Below are 24,043 nucleotides of genomic sequence, written 5' to 3' on the forward strand. Positions count from 1 at the left end.
GTCGGGTCCGGATATGGCCGATAACGGGCCCTCCGGACATATAGGAAAAAGGCGGATGGGACCGTAGCTTCCAGGCCCCGATTGTCAACGCGGCGCCTGCAGTTCCTGCGCCTGAACGCGGGCAAGCACGGGGTCGTAGCGACGGCGCATGAGTGGAGTGAGAATAGCGCCCACGAGAAAGCCGCCAAGATGGGCGAACCAGCCGACGCTGTCGTCGCCGCCTAAGAAGGCTGAGGCGAACTGGAGGGCGAACCAGAAGCCGATGGTCCAGTAGGCCGGCAGGTGCAGCGGAATGCCCTTGAGAAAGAGGCCCCAGATCTTCACCCGCGGATAGAGGATGAGATAGGCCGCCACCACCCCGGACACGCCGCCCGAGGCCCCGATCAGGGGGCGGTGGGGCTCCGGGGTAATGAAGGCATGGGCGAGGCTCGCGGCCGTGCCGCAAAGCAGAAAGAACGCGACGAAGCGCAGGTGCCCCATGGCATCCTCCACGTTGTCGCCGAACACCCACAGGAACAGCATGTTGCCGATCAGGTGGAACAGGGATCCGTGCAGGAAGATGTTCGTGGCGAGCGTCAGCTCCACCGGCACGAAGGGATAGCCCTCGGGCAGCGCCTCCGTGCCAAACAGAACCGAGGGGATGAAGCCCAGGCCGCCCACCATCGCATCGGGACCCGGTGGGACATAGAAGGTGACGACATAGGCGACGATGCAGAGGCCGATCAGACACCGCGTCGCGAGCGGCGTCTTCATGTGCTTGAGCGGGACGCCGTCGTGAAGCGGGAGAAACATGTTCTGCTTCCTACCGGTTCTGTCCCGGCACCCAGAGCACGTCGAGCGCACCCTTGTCGTTGACATAGCGGGATGCGACGAACAGGAAATCGGACAGGCGGTTCAGGTATTTCACCGCTTCCGGGGAGACCTTCTCGTCCGGCTTTTCCGTGAGCTCGACCACATGACGCTCCGCGCGGCGGCAGATGGTGCGGGCGAGATGCAGCGCTGCGGCGGCTGGCGTGCCGCCCGGGAGCACGAAGGAGCGGAGCACCGACAATTCGCTGTTCAAGCGATCGATCTCCTGCTCGAGGCGGTCCACCTGGGCTTGCGTGATGCGCAAGGGTTCGTAGGGCAGGGGCTTGTCCGTCTCCACCGTTGCGAGATCGGCGCCGAGATCGAACAGGTCGTTCTGGATGCGGCCCAGCATCGGGTCGATTTCGTGATCCGCCGTGTGAAGGCGGACCAGCCCGATGCAGGCATTGGTCTCGTCCACCGTGCCATAGGCCTCTATGCGAAGGTCGTGCTTGGGGCGGCGCCCTCCGGCGGCAAGCGCGGTGGTGCCGGTGTCACCGGTGCGGGTATAGATGCGGTTCAGAACGACCATGAAAGGCCTGACAGGTTAGGATTCGCTAGAAGGAATACCCAACCCGCGCGCCGACATTCGTCAAGCCTCTATTCTCGTCCGAGCAGGTGCCGCCGTCGGACAGGTGCTCGATGGTCGCCATCACGCTCCAGTTGGCGGAAAGCCGCACGCCCACCGAACCGGATTCACGAAACAGCGGTGAGCAGCTTAACGTCTGACGATCCGAGAGCGGATGAGAGGAGTCCTTGCCGTTGTGGATGGCGCCGCCGAAGCTGCCTTCCACGAAGATGTTCGGCGTGACGTCGATCGTCCAGGACAGGCCCGCATAGGCGAAGCTGGTGCGGTCGTCGAAATTCAGGCTGCCGCCGATGTGCGGCCGGGGAATGAAATAGCTGGTGAAAAGGTCCGATGTGGTGAAGGGCTTATCGAACAGGATTTCGCCGGTCAGGTTGGCCGAGCCATCCCGTCCTTCGCGTCCCCAGGGATCCTGAGCCGACAGCCCAAAACGGAATTCCGACAGGATGCTGGCTTGAGATGACATTTGGGAGGTGTCGGCCTGTCGCTTGAAATCGGAGCCCAAAGCGCCTGCCGATCCCATGAACAGGACCAGAAGACTCAGGCCTAGGGCCGGGCTGGTGCGCATTAAAAGGTCCATAACTCAATAAAAATTAAGGCCAAAAGGCTACGCCGTTATGGCTAACGATCTCTTAATACAAACCGTGGCGAAAACGTGTCAATACGGAGATGCCCGGAGCGTTAACCGGACAGGTGATGCCGGTTGTCCACGCTTATGAACGATCCGGCGACTTGCCTTGCGGGATCTTACGCATGGGAAATACTCAAGCAGCTCTCCACCAGATCACGCCCATGATGACGATGATGGCGACGAACTGCAGCAGGACGCGCAGTCGCATGAGATGCTGCGACCGATTGGCATTGCCGCCGCGCAGCATGTTGAAGAGACCGAGAAGCAACACCAGAGCGACAGCGACAACCGCTATCGGCACAAGAAGATCGACAAAACCGGACATCGTGATTCCATGAAGAGGTTCGGGCGACCCTGGCCCGAACCTTTAGGAGAGACAAGGGCCGCGTTGACCCTGATATCAGTTTCTGCGCAGCAGCCGCTCGAAATACTCGAGTTCTTCCTGCGCTCGCGAGGGATCGCCCAGCTTGCGTCGCAATTCCTCGAGGATCTGCTGGGCGCGCTGCGCCGGTGACGCACCGGCACTGGGCACCTCGACGCGGCCATCGGAGTAGTCCCTGTTCCGCAACGGGCGTCCCAGAGGGTCGTTGTCGCGCTGGCCTGCCTGCTGGTTGCCCTGTGGATTGCCCTGGCCCGGCTGGTCGCCCGCCTGCTCGTTACCCTGGCCTTCGCCCTGTTGCATCTGCTGCATCTGCTGGGCCATGCCCTGCATGCCGCGCCGGAGGCTCTCGAGAGCCCGGCCCTGGGCATCGACGGCCGGACCGTCCTGGCCCTGGCCGAGAGCGCCCTCGGCATCGCGCATGGCCTGCTCAGCCTCGCCGAGGCCTTGCTCGCCCTGCATGCCCATGCCCTGCATGCGCCGTTGAAGCTCCTCCAGCCTTTCCCTCAGGGCCTGCTGCCGCTGCTTGAGGCCTAGGGGATCCTGGTCCGGCCCTGCCTGGCCGTTCTCGCCTGGCTCCTGGCCTTCGCCCTGCTCGCCTTGCTGGCCCTGTTGACCGGGCTGGCGCTGGCCTTGCTGACGTTGGCCCTGTCGCTGACCCTGCTGGCGCTGGCCGTTGCGGTCGCCCTGCTGCATGCGCCGGTTCTGCCCGTCGCGGAAGGTCTCATCGCGCAGGTTCTGCTGCTCGCGCGCCATGTCCTCCATGTCCTGCATGGCCTGGTTCATCTCGCGGCCGAGAGGGTCGGTCATGCGGCTGTTGGGTTGGGCGGTCTGGAGGTTTTCGAGAATGTTGCGCAGCTGTTCGAGCAGGCGCTGGGCCTCGGCCACGTCGCCGCGGCGCATGGCCTCTTCCATCTGCTTCAGCATGCGGTTGAGGTCGTCCTGCGAGATTGTCCGGTCCGGTGCGCGCTGGTTCTGGTTCTGCGACTGCTGCTGGTTCTGCTGCATGCGCTGGGCGAATTCCCGCAGGAACTTGTCCATGGCCTGACGCAACTCCTCGGTGAGGCGGCGCATCTCATCGTCCGTCGCCCCCCGTTCCATGGCCTCCTTCAGGCGCTCCTGGGCGGCGCGCAGCTCCCGCTCCGCATCGGACAACCCGCCATCTTCGATCTGCAGCGCCATGGTCCAGAGCCAGTCGGCCACATCCAGCAGATCCTGATCGGTCTTGGCAACCCGCAGGCGCTCCGTTCCCGTGCGCAGCCCCATGAACACCCCCCATTGCGGGGTGTACTGATCAGGCGCGATCAGCAGCGCGTCGAGCGCCACCTGCACGCGCTTGCGGTCGTCGGGCGCGAGCACCAGGTTGCGCCGCTGCTCCACCAGGGCCTTGGCGAGCGGGTTGGTGAAGGGGCGCTGCGGCAGGGTGAAGGTGATCTTCTCACTTAGCCCTTCTTGGCCCGCCTCGTCCTTGGCCTTGAGCTGGATCGTCACCGGCGCGCCGGCCCAGGCATGGTTGGTGAGATCGACGGGCGACTTGGTGTCGGGCGCATTCTCCTCGTGACTCGGCAGCGTCAGGGTCAGCTGCGGGGCGGCCACGAGGGAGCGGCCCCGGCTGTTGTCGGCCTTCTCCACGGCGCCTTCCAGAGCGCTGATTCCGTAGTCGTCCTTGCCCTTGTAGGAGAGGGTGAAGGTGCCGCGTGCATTCACCTCCGGCGGGGTGGTGAAGGCGATCTCGGGCATCCGGTCGGGAGTGGCCTCGATGGTCAGCGTCACGCTCTGGGCAAAGCCCGTGCTGACCGTCAGCTCGCTGGAGCCCTCAAGCGTATAGCGCTCCTCGCGCATGTCGGTGCGCTGGCTGGCCTTGGGGGGCAGGGGGGTGAGCCCCTTGCCCGGCTTGACCTCGGCGCTGCCTTCGCCGGCGATGCGGATCACCACCGTCGAGTGAGCCGGCGCCCGCAAGTTCTGCCCGCGGGCAAGATCGATCATGAGAGGCGGCGTGCGGGTGTAGAGAGGCGGGTCGATCCAGCCGTCGATGCGGAAGGAGGCCGTTGCCGTCTCCGGATCCCGCCAGTCGAAGGCCGCGGCGAGGCGCGAGCCGATCTCGGGACCCGCCACGAAGGCGCTCGTCACCAGGGCGAGCAGGCCCGCGGCCCGAAAGGCATAGCGGTCGCGCCGCGGCATGTCCGGCCGGGGCAGACCGACCCGCATCCGGCTGACCGCCTCTTCCGCACGCTTGCGATGAAGAGCCCAGAGCGCCCGGGTGCCCGGATCGGCGGACCCCATGGCAAGCGAGTCGTCGAGGGCGCGCGCCGGGCCGGTCGTGAGGCCGGTCTCCCGGTCGAGCCGGTCGAGGGCTCTGGTCCGGTTCGGCATCCTCAGGCGCACCAAGGGCCAGAGCGACAGAAGGAAGGCGGCCGCGAACAGGCCGAGCCCGATCGTCCGCCACAGGACAGGCAGATCGAGCCAGAGGCCGAGCCAGGACAGGGTGAGGAACAGCACGACGATAGCGAGCGGCAGCCAGAGCCGGGGCCAGGCCTCCTCCCACCAGAGGGACCAGCGCGCATGAGTCACAAGGCGGCCGAACCGCTGGTTCAGCCGGCTCTGCCCAGATGTCGGGTTCGGGCCTTCGCTCATGGTAACCAAGTCTCCCGCTGCACCACACGTGCAGACGCCCCCGTAAGGAAGCTAGCACGGCCGCCCTGCATGACCAGCGGTCAAATCGGCACGGAGGTTCAAGAAGAGGTGACCGGGGCTTTTATGAAAACGCGGCTGAAACGGCCTGGGTTCACGGCTGTGACGGGAGGCCTGGAGCGGGGAAATTCCTTGACGTCAACGGTCCCAAGACGATACATTATTTCAATAATAACATAATTACATTATTTGTTCGGGGCGCTTCCATGGCTACGCTTGTTCTATCCTCCAATACACTTGCCGAGAATGCTCAGGCAGGCGCTCTCGTAGGCACTCTCAGCGTCGATGGTGAGGTCGTCGCGGGCGAGACATTCTCGTTCGTCCTTAATGATGAGCGTTTCCAGATCGTCAATGGAAACCAGCTTGTCGTGAAGTCCGGCAACTTCGACTTCGAAGGAACTCAGAAGCAGTTCTCGCTCAACATCCAAGTCACTGGGAACCAGGGCACGCCGGTCGACGCCACTCCGGTGGTGATCAGCCTCACCAATGTGAACGAGGCTCCCACGGACATCATCCTTGTCAGTGGCGGCACCGTTGAGGACAATGCCATCATTGGCCACACCGTCGCCACCTTGAATGCTGAGGACCCGGATCGGGGCGACCAGTTCACCTACATGATCGTTACGGATATGTCCGGCGCGACCGAATACGACCATCCCTATTTCGAGACTTCCGGCAGCGAGATCGTCGTCAAGCACGACCTCGGCGATGCCTCGATCGAACCGATGCTGGTCTATGTCAAGGTCACAGACGCTAAAGGCCTGTTTTACGTGAAGCCGATCACGCTCACCGTGATCCCCTTGAACGAAGCGCCGGAGGTGACTGCCGATCCGAAGGAGGTGTTGGATGGCTCTAAAGGAGGGACCCTCGTCGCCGTGATCAGCGCCGAGGATTCCGAGGGCACTCCGCTGAGGTATAAACCGTCCGAGGCCAGCGACCAGTGGTTCAGCCTCGTCAACAATAACGACGGCACTTGGAACGTCGTGGTGCAGGAGGGCGTCACCCTGCGTTCGGACAGGGCAGCCTTTCAGAGCTTCGTGATCGAAGTGACAGACGGCGACAACAAAACAACAACGGAAACCGTCTTTCTCAACATCAACGATAACCTGGAGCCGGAGGCCACTTTCGAGTTCCTGGAAGTCCAAAAGAACACGCCCGCCGGCACCCTTGTCGGCACTCTTGTGGGATACGATCCGGAGGGAGAGGCAGTCCGCTATACCCTCCTGGGAGAGAGCGTCGGTCTGTTCACCCTTGTGAAAAACGCGAACGGCACATACGGTGTTTTCGTCAAACAAGGCGTGACCCTCGATCACTTGGATGAAGCGCAACGCAGCTTCACCGTGACGGTTACCGACGGGTTCAACACTCCATTCGAGGAGACGTTCGAACTGGCTTTTGGAAGCTTTGCTCCCAGAGTGACTGACGCTCCTCCGATCATCGTAAAGGAGGGTGACGGGGCCAATATCGTCGTGGCCACGTTCAAGGTGACAGACCCTGATTATGATGACGTTGTCGATTGCAGCTTGTCGCCCGAAAGCGAAGCCCTGTTCGATCTCGATGATCTCGGAAACGGCAATTACGCTGTCGTTGTCCGCGAGGGTGTCAAACTCGACTACGAAACCTCTTCCCATCGCATCGTCAAGTTGACCTTATCCGACGGGAGCAACACGATTTCCAGGGAGTTTGCAGTCAATATTACCGACGAGATCGATGTGATAACTGGCACAGTGAAAGCCGAGAGCCTCACCGGCACAGCAGGCCGCGACACCATCAAGGGGTTGGCCGGTAATGACAGTCTTGTCGGCAACACAGGCAACGACACCCTTTATGGCGGCGCGGGCAAGGACGTTCTGACCGGCGGCGGCGGACAGGATGTCTTCGTGTTCGATTCCAAGCCGAACAAGAAGACCAATCTCGATAAGGTTGCCGATTTCAGCGTGACGGACGATTCCATCTGGCTGGAGAACAAGATCTTCACCAAGCTTGGCAATAAGGGCTCGGAGGCGGCCCCCGCCCAACTCAAGAAGTCTTTCTTCACCATCGGCGACAAGGCCAAGGACAAGGACGACTACATTGTCTACAGCAAGAAGACCGGCAAGCTGTATTTCGATGTCGACGGGTCGGGCTCCAAAGCCGCCGTGGAGATCGCCTCGCTCTCCAAGAAGCTCGCGATGACGAACAAGGACTTCTTCGTAATTTAGACGCTAGAGGCCAGCTAACAAAAAATCCCGGCGTGACCAGCGCCGGGATTTTTACTTCGAACAAGGGCCGCTTTCGTCAGCCCAGCCAACCGGGAACCTGATCGAAGCCGATCAGGTCGTCATAGGTGGGGCGTGGCCGCACCAGCGCATGGTCATCGCCACGCACCAGAACCTCGGGCACGAGGAGACGTGTGTTGTAGGTGTTGGCCTGAACGGCCCCGTAGGCGCCGGCGGTCATAATGGCGATAAGGTCGCCGGCTTTCACCTGGGGCATGTCGCGGGACAGCGCCAGATAATCGCCGGTCTCGCAGACGGGGCCGACCACGTCGGCGACGATGCGGGGCGTGTCGGGCGAGGCCTCGGTCACCGGCTTGATGTCGTGATGGGCCTCGTAGAGCGTCGGGCGGATGAGGTCGTTCATGGCGGCGTCGACGATCACGAAGGGCTTGTCGGCTCCCTGCTTGACGTAGATCACCCGGGCAATGAGCACGCCGGCATTGCCGGCGATCAGGCGGCCCATCTCGAACACGAGTTTTAGGCCGAGATCCTTGGTGTGGCGCTTGATGATCGCGGCGTAAGCCTGCGGATCGGGAGGCGGCTCGTTGTTCTCGCGGTAAGGCACGCCGAGGCCGCCGCCGAGGTCGATGTGATGCAGCTTATGCCCGTCCGCCATCAGGTCGCGGGCGAGTTCGGCCAGCAGCGCGGTGGCGTTGTCGAAGGGGCTCAAATCCGTGATCTGGCTGCCGATATGCATGTCGACGCCGGTTATCTCGACGCCCTTGAGGGCCGCTGCCCGTGCATAGACCTCGCGGGCGCGGGAAATCGGAATGCCGAACTTGTTCTCGGACTTGCCGGTCGAGATCTTCGCGTGGGTCTTGGCGTCCACGTCCGGGTTGATGCGGATCGAGACCGGGGCGCGCATTCCCTTGGACACGGCGACCTCGGAGAGCGCCTCAAGCTCCGGCTCCGATTCCACATTGAAGCACAGGATGCCGTTGTCGAGCGCGAAGGCCATTTCGGGCTTGGTCTTGCCGACGCCGGAGAACACGATGCGCTCCCCCGGCACGCCGGCCGCGAGCGCCCGGCGCAGCTCGCCCTCGGACACGATGTCCATGCCCGCTCCTAAGCGGCCTAGCGTCTTGAGCACCGCCTGGTTGGAATTCGCCTTCATGGCGTAGCAGACGAGGGCATCCGTATCGGTGAAAGCCTCGGCGAAGACCCGGTAGTGCCGCTCCAGAGTGGCGCTGGAATAGCAGTAGAACGGGGTGCCGACCTCATCGGCAAGGCGGCGCAGATCGACGCCCTCCGCATGGAGGACGCCGTCACGATAGGCAAAGTGGTGCATCGAAAAGGCCTAAAGCAGCGGATCGAGAATAAAGGGCTTGTCGGGGATCGTGTAGCCTCGACGCGGCGAGGACCGGGGTGTGCCGACAGGGGAGGGCAGGGTGGACTCGCCAGCCGCCGTCTGCTGCTGGGTCTCAACTGTGGCTGCCGAGGCGCTCGGCGGCGGCTCGAGCGCACCGCGGCGGCCGCAGGCCGAGAGGCTTACAATAACAAGGCCCGCAACCAGGACCGTGCGGGCAAGAGACAGGCTGGACGACATCAGGAGGCTCCGAAACGTGGCCGCACCATAGCGGGAAGCGGTCCCGGATGCGAGGGGCAAGGTGTGAAAGACAACAGGCGCTGCCGCCACAGGATTGTGACCTGCCGACCGGAGCCGTTTCTGTAGCTCGGACTTGAGCCTTGAGCCGAAAAGCGCCACATCACGGGCCATGTCGAACGCAGTGAAATCCAGAAAAACCTGGCTTATGGGCCTTGCCGCTCTCGTCCTCATTGGGGCCGGTGCCGCCTGGTATGGTCTTGCGCCCCGCGATCCCGTGACGGCTGGCGTCGCCGAGTGCCGTGCCTCGAAAGCCACGACCGAGCGGCTGAAGCCGCTGGCCAAGGGCGAGGTGGCGGCCGTCGGGGTGAGCAGCGCCCCCAAGCCTCCTCCGGTGATCGCCTTTACGGGCCCTGAGGAGAGGCCCATGAGCCTTGCCGATTTCAAGGGCAAGACCATCCTGGTCAACCTCTGGGCGACCTGGTGCGTGCCGTGCCGGGAGGAGATGCCGGCCCTCGACAAGCTTCAGGCGGATCTGGGCGGCTCTGATTTCCAGGTGGTCGCCATCAATGTGGACACCCGCAACCGGGAGAAGCCGAAGACCTGGCTCAAGGAAAACGGCATCACGAACCTGGCCTATCATGCCGATCCTGAGGGCAAGATCCTGCAGGTTCTGCAGAAATCGGGCCATGTGGTCGGCCTGCCGACCACCTTCGTGGTCGATGCCTCCGGTTGCGAGATTGCCCTGCTGAAAGGGCCGGCCGAATGGGCCTCGCCCGATGCGGTCGCGTTCATGAAGGCCGCGCTGAACCGCTCTTAAGCGGCGAAGAGCTGAACCGGTGCCTCGATGCCCTTGAGCTGGTAGTCCCGCCCTTCGCCCCGGACCAGGTCACGCCCGGCCCGTTCAAAGACGGTTCGGGTCACCAGGATTTCATCCGTTCCGGCCGCGGCCTGCGCGCGGGCGGCCGTGTTCACCACGGGCCCGATGGCCGTCAGGTCGCGATGGGCCCGGCCGAACTCCCCGAAGCTGGCGGTCCCTGAGTCGATGCCGATCCCGACCCCGAGCTCGCTCCCCTCGAGGCCTCTGTTCTCAGCCAGGAGGGTCCTGCGGCGAGCCTCGCAGCGGCGCTGGATCTCGCGGGCTGCCCTTACGGCCTGCTCGGCGTGATTGGCCTGCTGGATCGGGAAGCCGAAGATGGCCATGACGGAATCGCCGATCGTCTTGTTGAGGAGCCCGTCGTAGTCCCAGATGGCCTCCGCGCATTCGTCATAGAAAGCATCGAGCAGGGACGAGAGCGCGTCGGACGGGAGCGACTGCGACAGGGCCGTATAGCCTCTGAGATCGGCAAACAGGATGGAGACGTCGACCGGGATCTTGCGGGCCTTCATGATGCGCGTGAACATGAGCTCGCACACCGTGCAGGTGTTCGGGTTCATCCGGCTCGGACGAATGCCGAAGGCTCGAAAGGGCACGGAGGCCAGACCGTGCAGGGGCACGGGGATCCGCATCTGCTGCCAGCAGCCTTTGCAGATCATGGCTTGGGCGGGCGACATTCACAGGTCCCCTTCCAGATCGTTCCGACGTGCAGATACGGTCAGGACAGGCTACACCCAAGTTACCCAGGGACCAACCCAACAATCGGAGGGAATCTGGGGTAGAATGCTAGGTCGGAACGGCTCCGCCGTCGGGAACGCCGATCGTGCCGGAATAGGCCGGCTTTGAGAGCCGCCAGGGCCGATCCATGGCGCTCTTGGATTCCCCGCGCTGGAGCCGGCGCGGTGCTCCGTCGGCTGTGATCTCCTCGATCACCAGGAACCCCAAGGCCTGCAGCATCACGGCCGCCGCCTTGGTGGCCCGGTCGTCGGCCCTCAACGAGAGGGAGCCGGCGGCATAGACCCGCTCCATCAAGCTTTTGGGATGATGCGCCACGCTGCTGCGCGGCTTGAAGGCGACGACGTTCGTCTCCGGTTCCAGCATGAAAGCCCCCAATGCAAGCCGCTGCATTCTGTTTGTTGTGTCAGCGGCCGATCCAGTCGGAACCGCCATTGTGCCGGAAACGGGGCCTTGGACGAAATGCGACAAAAGACGCTCTTTCCCTCCCCCTTGTGGGGAGGGGCAGGGTGGGGGGCCGGCGCCAAGCCTTCATAGGATATCGCTTACACCCCCACCTCCAACTCCTCCCCACAAGGGGGAGGAGGGTTCCGTTGCGGATCGCCGGCTGGTCAGCGGGAATGTCTTGGACAATAGGCAAACGAAAAAGGCGGGGCACCGGCCCCGCCTTGTTGGATCCATGCAGGCAGCGCGATCAGGCGCTCTGCTGAACCTGGATGCCCTTGTCGGTGAAGAGCTGCTGCAGCTCGCCGGCCTGGAACATCTCGCGGGTGATGTCGCAGCCGCCGACGAACTCGCCCTTCACGTAGAGCTGGGGAATGGTCGGCCAGTTGGAATAGTCCTTGATGCCCTGGCGGACGGTCTCGTCCTCGAGCACGTTGACGCCCTTATACGGCACGCCGAGGTAGTTCAGGATCTGGACCACCTGCCCAGAGAACCCGCACATGGGAAATTGCGGCGTGCCCTTCATGAAGAGCACGACGTCGTTGGACTTCACTTCGTTGTCGATGATCTGGTTGGCGTCAGCCATGAGTGTTCTCCTGTTCCGCAGCGGTCAAGGCGCCGGGTTCATGCTTTCAATTGTCGGGTGCCAGCGTCGTCAATGCAAGGGCATGGAGGGTGCCGCCCATGTGGCCCTGCAGCGCGGCATAGACCAGCTGGTGCTGCTGAACCCGGGACTTGCCCTTGAAGGCCGAGGACGTGACGGTGGCGGCATAGTGATCGCCGTCGCCTGCCAGATCCTTGATCTCCACGACAGCATCCGGCAGGGCAGCCTTGATCATGCTCTCGATCTCATGGGCATTCATTGGCATGAATCAATCTCCTCAGGACCTTCGGGTCACGCTTTGCCGGTCATGTAGTTCGGCAGCCACGCCTCGTGGGCCGCCTTCAGTTGCTTCACGGATATGGCCTGCTGGCCGGGCAGAATCAACGCATCGCCCCCGGTCAGGCCCAGGGTCACGGCCGGGATGCCGATGGCGCCCGCCTCGTAGAGGATGTCGGCGGCCACGTCCTCGTCGACAGCGATGAGGTAGCGGGCCTGGTCCTCGCCGAACAGGAAGGCATGGAGGGGGAAGCCCTCCGGGTAAGCTGTGATCTCGGCGCCCACGCCGCCTGCCATGGCCATTTCGGCGAGGCCTAAGGCAATGCCGCCGTCCGAGAGATCATGCACGGTCGTCACCTGGCCGGAGCGGATGAGCTGGCGCACGAAGTCGCCGTTGCGCTTCTCTTGGAGCAAATCCACCGGCGGCGGAGCGCCTTCCTCCCGGCCGCAGATGTCGCGCAGATAGATCGACTGGCCGAGCCAGCCTTGGGTCGCGCCGATGAGGATGATGGCCTCGCCCTCGCGCCTGAAGGCCAGGGAGGCGTTCACCGTCACGTCGTCGACGAGGCCGACGCCGCCGATGGCCGGAGTCGGCAGGATGCCCTGGCCGTTGGTCTCGTTGTAGAGCGACACGTTGCCGGACACGACCGGGAAATCGAGCGCCTTGCACGCTTCGCCGATCCCCTTCAGGCAGCCCACGAACTGGCCCATGGATTCGGGCCGCTCGGGGCTGGCGAAGTTCAGGTTGTCGGTGATCGCCAGCGGCAGGCCGCCCACCGCCGTGATGTTGCGCCAGGCCTCCGCCACCGCCTGCTTGCCGCCCTCGAACGGATCGGCCTCGCAATAGCGCGGCGTCACGTCGGTGGTGAGCGCTAGGCCCTTCGGCCCGTCCTCGACGCGCACGATGGCGGCATCGCCGCCCGGGGTCTGGACGGTGTTGCCGAGGATCAGGTGGTCATACTGCTCCCACACCCAGCGCTTGGAGCACTGGTCGGGCGAACCGACGAGCTTCAGCAGCGCCTCGGCCTCGGACATCGGCGCCTTCACGCTCTCGGGCGCGACCACCGGCTGCTTGGGGCATTCCACCCACGGACGGTCATAAAGCGGGGCTTCGTCGCCGAGCTCCTTGATCGGAAGATCGGCCTTCACCTCGCCCTGGTGCTTGATGACGAAGCGGAGCGTGTCGGTGGTCTTGCCGATCACCGCGAAGTCGAGGCCCCATTTGTGGAAGATGGCCTGCGCCTCCTGCTCCATGCCGGGCTTGAGCACCATGAGCATGCGCTCCTGGCTCTCCGACAGCATCATCTCGTAGGCGGTCATGCCCTCCTCGCGGCAGGGCACTTTGTCGAGGTCGAGCTCGATGCCGAGATTGCCCTTGGCGCCCATCTCGACCGCCGAGCTGGTGAGACCCGCTGCGCCCATGTCCTGGATCGCGATCACGGCGCCCGATTTCATCAGTTCGAGGCAGGCTTCCAGCAGCAACTTCTCGGCGAAGGGGTCGCCCACCTGCACGGTGGGGCGCTTCTCGTCCGACGCATCGTCGAACTCGGCCGACGCCATGGTGGCGCCATGGATGCCGTCGCGGCCGGTCTTGGAGCCGAGATAGACGATCGGGTTTCCGACGCCGGTGGCCTTCGCGTACCAGATCTCGTCCGTGCGGGCGAGGCCCACCGCCATGGCGTTGACCAGGATGTTGCCGTTGTAGCGCTTGTCGAAGCCCACGGAGCCTCCGACGGTCGGCACGCCGAAGGAATTGCCGTAGCCGCCGATGCCCGCCACCACGCCCGAGACGAGGTGCGGGGTCTTGGGATGATCAGGCTCGCCGAAGCGGAGGAAGTTCAACGCCGCGATGGGCCGCGCCCCCATGGTGAACACGTCGCGCAGGATTCCGCCGACGCCCGTCGCCGCACCCTGGCAGGGCTCGATGAAGGACGGATGGTTGTGGCTCTCCATCTTGAAGATGCAGGCGAGCCCGTCGCCGATATCGATCACGCCTGCGTTCTCGCCCGGACCCTGGATCACCCAGGGTGCCTTGGTGGGCAGGCCGCGCAGGTGGATGCGGGAGGACTTGTACGAGCAATGCTCGTTCCACATGGCCGACACGATGCCGAGCTCGGTGATGGTCGGCTCGCGGCCGATCAGGTTCACGAAGCGCTCGTACTCATCGGGCTTCAGCCCGTGCTCCTTGACCAGCTCCGGGGTGATGGCGACGTCGTTGCGGATCATCGGGGTCTCGTAATCTGGAGAAATCAGGCAGCGCGGGAAAAGGACGACACGAGGCTCTCGAACAGGCCGCGTCCGTCGGTGCCGCCCACGAGGTCTTCGATCAGGTTCTCCGGATGAGGCATCATGCCGAGCACGTTGAGTTTCTCGGAGTAGATGCCCGCAATGGAGTTCATGGAGCCGTTGCGGTTGGCATCCTGGGTGATGTGCCCTTGAGCATCCGCATAGCGGAAGGCCACGAGGCCGTCGCCTTCGAGCCGCTTCAAGGTCTCTTCGTCCGCCGTGTAGTTGCCCTCGCCATGCGCAACGCAGACATCGATCGCCTGATGCTTGGCGTATGCTTTAGTGAAGGCGGTGTCGTTGCGCTCGACCCGCAGGAACTGGCGGTGGCAGATGAACTTCAGGTTCGCGTTGCGCATCAGGATGCCGGGGAGCAGCCCGGATTCGCACAGGATCTGGAAGCCGTTGCAGATGCCGAGCACGAGGCCTCCGCGAGCTGCGTGCGCCCGCACCGCATCCATGACAATGGCGCGACCGGCGATGGCGCCGCAGCGAAGATAATCGCCATAGGAGAAGCCGCCGGGAAGAACCACGAGGTCCGTGCCCTGCGGCAGCTCGGTTTCGGCGTGCCAGACCTTCTCGACCTGGGATCCGGCAGATTTCAGCGCCCGCAGCACATCGCCTTCGCGATTGGAGCCGGGGAAAACGATGACTGCGGATTTCATGTCAGCCTCACGCGATCTCGACGCGGTAATTCTCGATGACGGTGTTCGCCAAAAGCTTCTCGCAGGCGGCCTTGAGCTGGGCCTCGGCCTGAGCCTTGTCGGCGGTTCCGAGTTCGATGTCGAAGACCTTGCCCTGCCGCACGCCGTCGATGCCCTCGACGCCGAGGGACTTGAGGGCGCCTTCGATGGCCTTGCCTTGGGGATCGAGAACGCCGTTCTTGAGGGTCACGGTGACACGCGCTTTCATGGAGGCCTCGGGCTGTTTGACGATGCGCCCCACGCCATAAAGGCATTAAGGCCAAGAAACAACGCCTTCGAAGCACGATCCGGTGAAGTGGAAGCCGGTTTCACCGTAAGATCGTGCGGCAGGCCTCAGGAGCCCAATTCGCGGGCAGCGACCTGCTTGGCCGTTTCACGCACAGCATCCTGAACTTCGCCGATCACCAGTACGACCGACAGGGCCTCACCCTCGCGCCTGCCGAAGGCGGCGCCGTAGGCCGGACGCTTGCTGCCGTCTGTTGGAGCAAGATCGATGGCGAAGCCCAGATAGGGGCCATCCCTCAGGCGCTCGACCGTAATTTGGGTCTTGACCGGCTTGCCCCGGCCTGTCGGCGAGCGCAGGGCGCGGGCCAGGCGCTCCGGGTCCTTTAGGACGGCTTCCGTGATGTCAGCGTCCTTTCCCGTCAGACGCACGACGCTGACGGCGAGGCCTGGGCTGCATTCGGGTGGGGCGCAGAAGGACAGCGCAACCGGCTCCGACCGATCCTCAGCCAGCCATTTCCGCAAAGGCAGAGCGTCCCAGGACGCATCGACCGACAGGCCTGCCACCTGTCGGGGAATGTATCCGCAACTGGCAAGGGACAGGCCGAGGGCTAGGATCAGGAGGCTGGAACGCAACAGGCGGACGAACATGAGACCAGTCTATGCGCAAAATCGACGAAACGGGATAGCTTCGTTGGTCAAAGAAAAAGCCCGGCATGAGACCGGGCTTTCGTATCGTTGCAAGGCAATCGGCTTATTGAACGAGGCGCGGACCGCCCGTCACCGGATTGTCGTTCTCGGACAGGATGCCGAGCCGGCGGGCGACCTCCGTATAGGCCTCCACCAGCCCGCCCATGTCCCTGCGGAACCGGTCCTTGTCGAGCTTGTCCTTGGACTTGATGTCCCAGAGGCGGCAGGAATCGGGGGAGATCTCGTCGGCCACGACAATGCGCATCATCTCGCCTTCCCAGAGACGGCCGGTCTCCAGCTTGAAGTCGACGAGGCGGATGCCGACACCCAGGAAGAGGCCTGACAGGAAGTCGTTGACCCGGATGGCCAACGCCATGATGTCGTCGATCTCCTGGGGAGAGGCCCAGCCGAAGGCGGTGATGTGCTCTTCCGAGACCATCGGGTCGCCGAGAGCGTCATTCTTGTAATAGAATTCGATGATCGAACGCGGGAGCTGCGTGCCTTCCTCGATGCCGAGGCGGGTGGCGAGCGAGCCTGCCGCGACGTTGCGCACGACAACCTGCAGCGGAATGATCTCCACCTCGCGAATCAGCTGCTCGCGCATGTTGAGGCGGCGGATGAAGTGGGTTGGGATGCCGATGTCGTTCAGATGCTGGAACAGGTATTCCGAGATCCGGTTGTTGAGCACGCCCTTGCCGTCGATCACCTCATGCTTCTTGGCATTCGCGGTGACATTGAAAGCGGTCGCGTCATCCTTGAAGTGCTGGATGAGCGTACCGGGTTCCGGGCCCTCATAGAGGACCTTCGCCTTGCCCTCATAGATGCGACGGCGACGATTCATAGGCGTGTACCGTGGTTTGAGAAAATCCATTTGCCGTGGCTCCTGGGGATGGTCATTTTTAGATCCGCGGCTGGCGTCAAGCGCGGCTTTCGACCGGCGCTCCGCTTGAAGGGGCAACCTATCCGATCCCTCGGGCAAGTACAACGCGGAGGAGAATTCAAGGCGGGCAGCGAGATCGAAGCACCGATCTTAAAGATGGGGAGCGTCTGGCATCCGCGCGAGTGCGCCCATATATCGCAGAAGGCTAAAATATAAGGAGAAGAACGGAATGACCGCTTTCGACGACCGGAGAAACGCCTTCGAGAAGCAGTTCGCCCACGACGCGGATCTGCGCTTCAAGGCGACGGCGCGCCGAAACAAGCTGTTTGGACTCTGGGTGGCCGAGCGCCTGGGCAAGACCGGCGACGAGGCCGAGGCCTATGCCAAGAGTGTCGTTCTGGCCGATTTCGAAGAGGCGGGCGACGCCGATGTCCTGCGCAAGGTTCGCCGGGATCTCGACGGCGCCGGCAAGTCCATGGGAGACGCCGAACTCCACACCAAGCTCAACGAACTGACGGGACGCGCGATCGAGGAGGTCAAGGCGGGCCGGTGAGGGCTCTCCAACCGTCATCCCACCTCTCCACACCATCATCAGCCGAAAGGGCGCCATGCCGACCCAACCCTCCTTCTCCGAGCGCCTGAAAGGCGGCACGCCCCTTCTGACGGCCTGGTGCGGCCTGCCGGATCCATCCATCGCCGCGACCCTGGCCCGGGAGGATTTCGACGCCGTGGTGCTCGACACGCAGCACGGCTCCATCGATTTCGCCGCATCCGTTCAGGCCATTCCGCTGATCGCGGCAGCCGGGAAACCGGCGATCGTCCGCATCCCCGTGGGGGATTTCGCCACCGCGTCCCGTTATCTCGACGCCGGTGCCTCGGGCATCATCGCGCCCATGATCAACACCGTCGAGGATGCCCGCCGCCTCGCCGCCTTCACGAAATTCCCGCCCGTGGGCGAGCGCAGCTGGGGTGCCTACGGGGCGCTTGCCCTCACGGGGCTCGAGCCGGGCGAGTACCTCCGGACGGCCAACGATCTTGCCGTCTCCTTCGCCATGGTGGAGACCCGGGAGGCGCTCGCCATCATCGACGACATCCTGGCGGTGCCGGGGATCGACGGGGTCTTCATCGGCCCCTCCGACCTGTCGATCGCGCTATCGGGCGGCAGGGGAGTCGACCCGACCAGCGCCGAGGTGGACAAGGCTCTGGATCATGCCCTTGCCCGGGTGAAGGCCGCCGGCAAGATCGCGGCCATCTATGCGGTTTCGGGCGCACGGGCGGCGCAGCTCTCCGCCAAGGGCTTCCACATGGTCTCCATCGGCAGCGACATGTCCATGCTGCGCGCCGGCGCTCATGCGGCTCTGGCGGCGGCCCGCGCCTAAGCGTTGGCAGGGTAGGGAAGCCCGAAGGACTGGGCGAGGAAAATGCCTCCCTGCCGGAGGCCCTCTCCATCAATGCCGTGGGCGAGCCCCGCCGACAGATGCCACTGGCAGGGGATCTCCGCGGCGCTCAAGGCATCCTTCGAGAAGAAGAACATCTCGGCGGGCACCACGTCGTCCTGATCGCCATGGATCAGCAGAATGGGCGGTGCCGTCCTGGCCAGGGGCATCAGCCCCTCCGGTCCTTCGCCGTCCTCCAGCACGAGAAGACCCGAATAGCCCACGACGGCAGCCGGAGGGGTTGGGCGGCGCAGGCCCAGATGGAGCGCCATCATGGCGCCCTGGCTGAAGCCCACGAGGGCGAGCTTCGACGGCGGCAGGGCATGACGGGCCAGCTCCTGATCGAGAAAGGCATTCAGAGCCGGCGCCGCATAGGTCACGCCGCGCCAGAACTCCCGCGGATCCGTCAGGGTGAGTGGAAACCATTCCCGGCCCATCGGAACGTTGCTGCAGGGATCGGGCGCATGCGGGGCCACGAAAGCGGCGTCCGGCAGCCAGGCACGCCACTGCTCTCCAAGCTCGATCAGGTCGTTCCCGTCCGCTCCCAGCCCATGGAGAAAAACCACGAGCTGCTTCGCCACGCCGGATTGCGGCGCCAGGCGCGGACCGTCGATGCTGGCCATGACGCATATCCTCGATCGTTGACAATGCGTCGATTGCAGAGCGGAACGGCCCGTCCGTCAAGCAGGCGCTCCCTCCCGTGCCTTGGCCACCTGGTAATAGGCCCAGAGCACCTTCGCGGCGACGCCGCGCCATGGCTGCCAGCGCTCGGCCAGTGCGTTCAGCGCCTTGGCATCCGGCCTCTGCTGCAGGCCGTAAGCGAGGCGGGCGGCCTCCTGCACGGCCAGGTCCCCGCTCGGGAATGCATCCGGATGCCCGAGGCAGAAGAGCAGATATACGTCGGCGGTCCAGGGACCGATCCCCTTCACCCGCGTGAGGAGGCTGTGAGCCTCATCGGCTGAATAATCATGGAGATTGTCGAGGGGCAGCTGCCCTTCGATGATCTCCGTCGCCACGGCCCGAAGGGTCCGAACCTTCCCGGCCGAGAGGCCTGCCGCCCGCAAGGAGCCGTCGGACATTCCCAGGAAGACCTCCGGGGTCGCCGGTTCGAGGATCGCCCGCAGGCGGCCCCAGATCGCCGTGGCGCTCGCGGTGGAAACCTGCTGGCCCACCACGATCCAGGCGAGCCCCTCGAAGCCGGGCGGGCGTTTGCGCAGCTGTGGTGTAACGCCCTCAGCGGCCAGCCGCGCCATAACCGGGTCTACCTTCGCGAGCGCCGCGAAGCCCCTCTTGAGAACCGCGTCCGTTTCGAGGAGGGTGACCATTCCTTTGCGCTCCTTCTTTCTCACGCAGGCTCCCGTGACGAAGCCCATCTTCCGATTCGCCCCAAGCCCCAACGGACGGCTTCACCTGGGCCATGCCTATTCGGCCCTGCTCAATGCCGATCTCGCGCGGCGCTTCGATGGGCGCCTGCTTCTGCGCATCGAGGATATCGATACCACACGCTGCCGTCCCGAGTTCGAGGAAGCGATCCATGAGGATCTCGCCTGGCTCGGGCTCCAATGGGAAGAGCCGGTGCGGCGGCAGTCGGAGCATTTCGACGATTACCGCGCCGCCTTCCGCACCCTGAAGGGGAGGGGAGTGGTCTATGCGTGCTTCTGCTCCCGCAAAGACATTGCGGAGGCGGTTGCTTGCCGGGAGGCGGAGGCAAAGACAGGAGCAGCCCAGCCTTGGCCCCGCGATCCGGACGGCGCTCCGCTCTACCCCGGCACGTGCCGAACCTTATCGGCCGGGGAGATCGAACGGCGCATCGCACACGGCGAGCCCCATGCCTGGCGGCTCGATATGCAGGCTCTGCAAAGGCTTCTTCCAGGGTCCCACGGCTATCGCAGGTTCGACTATGACGGTCATGAAGAGGATGTAGTGGCCAATCCCTGGCGCTGGGGCGATGCAGTCATCGTGCGCAAGGACACGCCGACGAGCTATCATCTGTCCGTGGTGGTGGACGATGCGCTCCAGGGCGTCACCCACGTGGTTCGCGGCCAGGATCTTGAGCCCGCCACCGATCTCCATGTGCTGTTGCAGGCGCTTCTTGGGCTTCCGGTCCCTCTCTACCATCACCATCGGCTCGTGCTCGACCCCGAGGGCGACAAGCTGGCTAAAAGCCGTCAGTCGCCGTCTCTTGCGGAGCTCCGGACCTCAGGTGTCACGCCTCAGGACATCCGGCAGCGCCTGGGCTTTTAGGCTTCAGCCGATCCCCAGCACGTAGAGCCAGACAAGAGTGCTTCCCAGAGCCAGAAAGGTCGAAAGCGTCACGGCGCTGGAGGCAAGCGCCACACCTTCACCATAGCGCTCAGCAAAGAGATAAGCGTTGATGCCGGACGGGCAGGAGGCAAAAAGCACCGCCACGCCCGCCCAGACCGGCGGCATCTGGAACACCTGCGTGGCGAGCAGCAGCACCACCAGGGGATGCACCACGAGCTTCAGGAACGAAATCACGGTCGGCAGCTTCCAGCCCATCTGCAGGCCATAGCGGCGCAGCGCAATTCCCATGGAGATCAGCGCGCAGGGCACGGCTGCGCTCGCGAGCAGGTCCATCACCTGCCAAGCCGGTGCCGGCACATAGGCGGCAATCGGCCGGCAAGCCGACCCGGCCAGGATCCCGACCACGATCGGGTGGGTCAGGAGCCGGCGCAGGATGATGAGAGGCGAGGCCTGCCGTCCTTCGGCCAGGATCGTCGCGAGTGTCATGGTGACGGGAAGATGCACGGCGATGAGGAGGAAGAGCGGCACGGCGCCCTCGTCGCCATAAGCCTTCAGGATCATCGGAATGCCGACGAAGACCGTGTTCGCTTGGCCCGCCGAGAAGCCGGCAACGACCCCCGAGACGCCTTTGATGCCAAAGAAGTGCCGGCCGATGCTGGTGGCCAGCAGCCAAACCACGGCCACGCCGGCAAAATACGAGATCCAGTAGCCCCAAGGCTGGACGTCCGGGATCTCGGCCCGGACGAGGGTGCGGAAGATCAGGCAGGGGAGGGAGAGGGTGAAGACGAACTCGGATAGCCCTTCGCCGACCCGCTCGGAGACGAAGCCCGTCTGGCGCGCGACATAGCCGATGCCGATCAGGCCGAAGACCGGCAGGACGATCGCGAACAGGTCAAGCATTCGGGTTTATCGGAGTTCGGCGCGCTGGGAGAGGCTGACGGCGGCCACGCTGTGAGACATCAGTTCGTCCACCTGTTCGCGCTGACGCTTAAACTCCACCAGACCACGGCCTTCGAGTTCGCGCCCGCGGGGTAGGCGGATCTTCAGCGGATCGACGAAGCTGCCGTTGATGATGACCTCATAGTGGAGATGCGGGCCCGTCGAGAGGCCGGAATTGCCCACATAGCCGATGACCTGGCCCTGCTGCACTCGTCTGCCGGGTGCAATGCCTTTGGCGAAGCTCGACATATGGGAGTAGGCCGTCACGTAGCCATTGGTGTGCTGGAGCTCGACGCGACGGCCATAGCCCGAATCCCACTCCGCCTTGATCACGGTGCCGTTGCCCGCGGCAATGATGGGCGTGCCGACCCTGTGGGCCCAGTCGACGCCGGTATGGGGGCGCGAATAGCCCAGGATCGGGTGGAAGCGCGAGCCGAAGCCTGAGCGGAGGATACCGTCGGCAATGGGCTTGCGGATCAGGAACTTCTTGAGAGAGCGGCCCGCCTCGTCGAAGAAGTCCACGGTGCCGTCGTCGCCCTGGTAGCGGTACACGCGGCGCTGTTCCCCGCCCACCGTCAGGGACGCATAGAGGACTTCCGGCGCGCCGTTCTCGTCGTCGGACCCGAAGAAGACCTCGAAGGAGTCGCCCTGCGAGACCCGGCGCTGGAAATCGACGTCGTAGCCGAAGATGCGCACCAACTCATCCACAGTCTGCCGGGGAAGATCGTTCTTGAGAGCCGTCTCGTAGAGACTCTCATAGAGGCGCACGCCCCCGCGGGCATCCTCCTCGCCTTCCTCGTCGGATGCGTCGGCAACCTGGCGGGTCGCCGGATCCTCGGGGGGAGTGACGGACACGAAGACGCCGCGATCGTTGGTGGCAGCGATGCCCTCGATGCCACGCTCACCGAATGCGATCACGCGCACGATCTGCCGAGGGTCTCCCAGGCGGGGGCCAGGAGCGATCAGGATGCGCAGCCGCTGGCCCTCGGCCATGCCCTCGACCCTCATCCGGGCCGAGAGAGCGGAGGTAATGGCCGCGATCTGTTCCGGCGTTCCCCCGTAGCTGCGCAGAGCTGTCTCAAGGGTTTCCCCCTTGCGGAGAACCACGTCGCGCTCCTCGATGAGAGGAGGCATGGCCTTCTGCTCGATCTTCGGGAGGTCGGTCACATTCTCCGGCACGACCCGAACCTCGATCGTGCTGAAGGGAGCGTCGATCACCCGCGCATAGCCGAGGGCATCGCCAAGGGCCTCCGGCGGCCGCAGCGTCCTCGAGAGCATCTGCTGGGCGGGAATCGGCACAGAGGTTCGGCGGCCCGCCTCATTGAAGACACGGCGTTCCTCCTCGAGGATCGCGAGCACGTCGTTATCGGTCAACGACGGAGCGCTCGCCTCGATGGCAACCAGTGCAAGATCACGCCTGAGAACCGAGACATCGGCATCGGCGACCTCAGGGGTCGGCTCGACCCGCCCCTCCGTCTCTTCCGCAAACAGGCGCAGGGGATTGAAAGGTGGGATGTCGGCCGCGTAGGTGCCGGAGGTGAGTGACAGGTTCGTGGCGACCCGGACGAACTGGCGAACCTTGATGGCCTCGCGCTCACCGTTGCGGATGGTCATCGGGGCCTTGAAGCTTTGGCGCGCGGAGACCGTGTTCTCCGTCATGTTCAGCCGGTCGGTCTTGCGGGCTACATTCGTCGCCCGCTCGTCATCCTTGGTTGAGGTGCGGCCATTGAGGGCTGCGCGCTCGGGAGGCAGCGCCGAGATCGCCGCGCCTTCGAAGGTGATATAGATGGAAGCCCCGATCAGGGCGGCTCCCGTGACGCCGGTCAGAACACTAGCACCAAGCCAGCGCAGATTGACCTCCCACTTATCGATCTCAGGAGCGGCGTTGCCGCTGCTGTTCAGGGGTGGCTCATGTCCCAGGTCGATACCGGACGACAGATGCGGCGCATTCCTACGAGCGCGTCCGGCATGGCTGTCATCGGGGGGAAGATGGTTCATGATCCCTGTCGAGTGTCGATCTGGGTGGGTTGCTGTCACAGACACCAGAAGGCCATCTAGCACAAGAGACAGCAACCGCACAGGTCAATAGATAAGCTTGTACAGGACGCCAACTCCTTGAGAAGCGAGGCCTGCCGCGGCTCTGCTTCCTGCCTTTCTGTGTCGGCAGTGAGGCAGGAGCTGCAAAAACCTGTGCGGCAGGCCACCGGATCAGCGGCCCTCCCGAGCTGTCAAAAAACTTTCACAAGCCCGTTGACAGGCCAAAAGGCTTGGGCCTATATACCGGCCATCGACGGCGGCCGCTGATGTGGCTGTTGTTTAGAACTTCCACAGAGACCGGGCTGGTGGGCCTGACGTTAAGTCGGGAACAGAGTCTGTTCTGCGGAAGCTCTCTTGTGTCTCTAGCGGGATGCATGTGCTCTTTGACATTGTTGAGAGGGGAAGAGAAGCGTAGGCGGCGGTGTCCTTGCGGGCAGCTTTTACGAGCTGCTGTAAGATACATCGACCAGTTCTATGCTTTGGTGAGTACACCGCTTCAGTGGAAACGCTGGAGATGGAAGGTACTCTGTCAATTTGCGTAGTGACTATAGTCGAGATCAAATTCTTCAACTTGAGAGTTTGATCCTGGCTCAGAACGAACGCTGGCGGCAGGCTTAACACATGCAAGTCGAACGCACCTTTCGGGGTGAGTGGCAGACGGGTGAGTAACGCGTGGGAACGTGCCCTTCAGTTCGGAATAACCCAGGGAAACTTGGG

Annotated in this window: 25 protein-coding genes and 1 rRNA gene; 6 read left to right on the forward strand and 20 right to left on the reverse strand. The window is 63.9% G+C overall.

The annotated features are described in order from the left end of the window. Positions 1-84: 84 nt before the first annotated feature. From IC232_RS21580 to IC232_RS21600, 5 genes are all read right to left on the reverse strand, one after another. Positions 85-792: a rhomboid family intramembrane serine protease gene (locus IC232_RS21580; protein ID WP_190847011.1), complete on the reverse strand. Its 708-nt coding sequence runs from the start codon at positions 790-792 to the stop codon at positions 85-87. Between the two features lie 10 nt (positions 793-802). Beyond that, a complete protein-coding gene (locus IC232_RS21585; RefSeq protein ID WP_190847012.1) occupies positions 803-1,378 on the reverse strand; it encodes a cob(I)yrinic acid a,c-diamide adenosyltransferase in 576 nt (191 codons plus the stop codon). A gap of 25 nt (positions 1,379-1,403) precedes the next feature. Further along, complete coding sequence (locus tag IC232_RS21590) at positions 1,404-2,000, reverse strand: acyloxyacyl hydrolase (protein ID WP_190847013.1); 597 nt, start codon at positions 1,998-2,000, stop codon at positions 1,404-1,406. 196 nt (positions 2,001-2,196) lie between these two features. Continuing rightward, positions 2,197-2,388, reverse strand: coding sequence for a twin transmembrane helix small protein (locus IC232_RS21595; protein WP_190847014.1), 192 nt, complete (start codon positions 2,386-2,388; stop codon positions 2,197-2,199). A gap of 75 nt (positions 2,389-2,463) precedes the next feature. Then, positions 2,464-5,076: a TIGR02302 family protein gene (locus tag IC232_RS21600; RefSeq protein WP_190847015.1), complete on the reverse strand. Its 2,613-nt coding sequence runs from the start codon at positions 5,074-5,076 to the stop codon at positions 2,464-2,466. 263 nt (positions 5,077-5,339) lie between these two features. Here IC232_RS21600 and IC232_RS21605 point away from each other — a divergent pair, with 263 nt between their 5' ends. Further along, positions 5,340-7,334, forward strand: coding sequence for a M10 family metallopeptidase C-terminal domain-containing protein (locus IC232_RS21605; RefSeq protein ID WP_190847016.1), 1,995 nt, complete (start codon positions 5,340-5,342; stop codon positions 7,332-7,334). Positions 7,335-7,410: 76 nt separating this feature from the next. Here the strand turns inward: IC232_RS21605 and lysA are convergent, their stop codons facing one another. Beyond that, positions 7,411-8,679 (reverse strand): diaminopimelate decarboxylase, encoded by a 1,269-nt coding sequence (lysA, locus tag IC232_RS21610; protein ID WP_190847017.1) that lies wholly within the window; start codon positions 8,677-8,679, stop codon positions 7,411-7,413. A 9-nt stretch (positions 8,680-8,688) separates the two neighbouring features. After that, on the reverse strand, positions 8,689-8,937 hold the full coding sequence (gene lptM, locus IC232_RS21615) for an LPS translocon maturation chaperone LptM (RefSeq protein ID WP_190847018.1): 249 nt from the start codon (positions 8,935-8,937) through the stop codon (positions 8,689-8,691). A 169-nt stretch (positions 8,938-9,106) separates the two neighbouring features. On the opposite strand from lptM, the gene tlpA reads away from it, so the two are divergent. Then, positions 9,107-9,754, forward strand: coding sequence for a thiol:disulfide interchange protein TlpA (tlpA, locus tag IC232_RS21620; RefSeq protein WP_409564951.1), 648 nt, complete (start codon positions 9,107-9,109; stop codon positions 9,752-9,754). Here the strand turns inward: tlpA and IC232_RS21625 are convergent. The 9 genes from IC232_RS21625 to purC form a co-directional block, all read right to left on the reverse strand. Further along, positions 9,751-10,488: an adenylate/guanylate cyclase domain-containing protein gene (locus IC232_RS21625; protein WP_190847020.1), complete on the reverse strand. Its 738-nt coding sequence runs from the start codon at positions 10,486-10,488 to the stop codon at positions 9,751-9,753. The two genes, tlpA and IC232_RS21625, sit on opposite strands and share 4 nt — an antisense overlap. A 109-nt stretch (positions 10,489-10,597) precedes the next feature. Further along, positions 10,598-10,912: a hypothetical protein gene (locus IC232_RS21630; protein ID WP_190847021.1), complete on the reverse strand. Its 315-nt coding sequence runs from the start codon at positions 10,910-10,912 to the stop codon at positions 10,598-10,600. Positions 10,913-11,240: 328 nt separating this feature from the next. Continuing rightward, entirely contained in the window at positions 11,241-11,576 is a 336-nt protein-coding gene (gene grxD, locus IC232_RS21635; RefSeq protein WP_190847022.1) for a Grx4 family monothiol glutaredoxin, read from the reverse strand. 46 nt (positions 11,577-11,622) lie between these two features. Next, positions 11,623-11,859 (reverse strand): BolA family protein, encoded by a 237-nt coding sequence (locus IC232_RS21640; protein ID WP_190847023.1) that lies wholly within the window; start codon positions 11,857-11,859, stop codon positions 11,623-11,625. A gap of 26 nt (positions 11,860-11,885) precedes the next feature. After that, the gene (gene purL, locus IC232_RS21645; protein ID WP_190847024.1) at positions 11,886-14,096 is read right to left on the reverse strand and encodes a phosphoribosylformylglycinamidine synthase subunit PurL; all 2,211 of its coding nucleotides are present in this window, start codon (positions 14,094-14,096) and stop codon (positions 11,886-11,888) included. Positions 14,097-14,119: 23 nt separating this feature from the next. Further along, positions 14,120-14,818, reverse strand: a complete 699-nt coding sequence (gene purQ / locus IC232_RS21650) for a phosphoribosylformylglycinamidine synthase subunit PurQ (RefSeq protein ID WP_190847025.1) — start codon at positions 14,816-14,818, stop codon at positions 14,120-14,122. 7 nt (positions 14,819-14,825) lie between these two features. Next, a complete protein-coding gene (gene purS, locus IC232_RS21655; protein ID WP_190847026.1) occupies positions 14,826-15,065 on the reverse strand; it encodes a phosphoribosylformylglycinamidine synthase subunit PurS in 240 nt (79 codons plus the stop codon). A 125-nt stretch (positions 15,066-15,190) separates the two neighbouring features. Continuing rightward, the gene (locus IC232_RS21660; protein WP_190847027.1) at positions 15,191-15,730 is read right to left on the reverse strand and encodes a hypothetical protein; all 540 of its coding nucleotides are present in this window, start codon (positions 15,728-15,730) and stop codon (positions 15,191-15,193) included. Positions 15,731-15,833: 103 nt separating this feature from the next. After that, complete coding sequence (purC, locus tag IC232_RS21665) at positions 15,834-16,640, reverse strand: phosphoribosylaminoimidazolesuccinocarboxamide synthase (protein ID WP_183452464.1); 807 nt, start codon at positions 16,638-16,640, stop codon at positions 15,834-15,836. Between the two features lie 238 nt (positions 16,641-16,878). On the opposite strand from purC, the gene IC232_RS21670 reads away from it, so the two are divergent. Beyond that, positions 16,879-17,202 carry a DUF1476 domain-containing protein gene (locus IC232_RS21670; RefSeq protein ID WP_190847028.1) on the forward strand — a complete coding sequence of 108 codons (324 nt, stop codon included), beginning with the start codon at positions 16,879-16,881 and terminating at the stop codon, positions 17,200-17,202. Between the two features lie 55 nt (positions 17,203-17,257). Continuing rightward, positions 17,258-18,028 carry an HpcH/HpaI aldolase family protein gene (locus IC232_RS21675; protein WP_190847029.1) on the forward strand — a complete coding sequence of 257 codons (771 nt, stop codon included), beginning with the start codon at positions 17,258-17,260 and terminating at the stop codon, positions 18,026-18,028. Here IC232_RS21675 and IC232_RS21680 read toward each other — a convergent pair. Both IC232_RS21680 and IC232_RS21685 read right to left on the reverse strand, forming a co-directional pair. Then, entirely contained in the window at positions 18,025-18,708 is a 684-nt protein-coding gene (locus IC232_RS21680) for an alpha/beta hydrolase (protein ID WP_190847030.1), read from the reverse strand. The two genes, IC232_RS21675 and IC232_RS21680, sit on opposite strands and share 4 nt — an antisense overlap. 57 nt (positions 18,709-18,765) lie before the next feature. After that, complete coding sequence (locus IC232_RS21685; RefSeq protein ID WP_190847031.1) at positions 18,766-19,410, reverse strand: DNA-3-methyladenine glycosylase family protein; 645 nt, start codon at positions 19,408-19,410, stop codon at positions 18,766-18,768. A 34-nt stretch (positions 19,411-19,444) separates the two neighbouring features. Between IC232_RS21685 and gluQRS the strand changes: the two genes are divergently transcribed. Continuing rightward, entirely contained in the window at positions 19,445-20,329 is an 885-nt protein-coding gene (gene gluQRS / locus IC232_RS21690; RefSeq protein WP_190847038.1) for a tRNA glutamyl-Q(34) synthetase GluQRS, read from the forward strand. A gap of 3 nt (positions 20,330-20,332) precedes the next feature. Here the strand turns inward: gluQRS and IC232_RS21695 are convergent, their stop codons facing one another. Together IC232_RS21695 and IC232_RS21700 are read right to left on the reverse strand one after the other, a co-directional pair. Further along, positions 20,333-21,250 (reverse strand): AEC family transporter, encoded by a 918-nt coding sequence (locus tag IC232_RS21695; protein WP_190847032.1) that lies wholly within the window; start codon positions 21,248-21,250, stop codon positions 20,333-20,335. Positions 21,251-21,256: 6 nt separating this feature from the next. Further along, complete coding sequence (locus IC232_RS21700) at positions 21,257-23,287, reverse strand: M23 family metallopeptidase (RefSeq protein WP_190847033.1); 2,031 nt, start codon at positions 23,285-23,287, stop codon at positions 21,257-21,259. 606 nt (positions 23,288-23,893) lie between these two features. Between IC232_RS21700 and IC232_RS21705 the strand changes: the two genes are divergently transcribed. Continuing rightward, a 16S ribosomal RNA gene (locus IC232_RS21705) occupies positions 23,894-24,043 on the forward strand; the annotation flags it as partial.

Source organism: Microvirga sp. (genome assembly GCF_014699075.1).
Classification (GTDB): Bacteria; Pseudomonadota; Alphaproteobacteria; order Rhizobiales; family Beijerinckiaceae; genus Microvirga.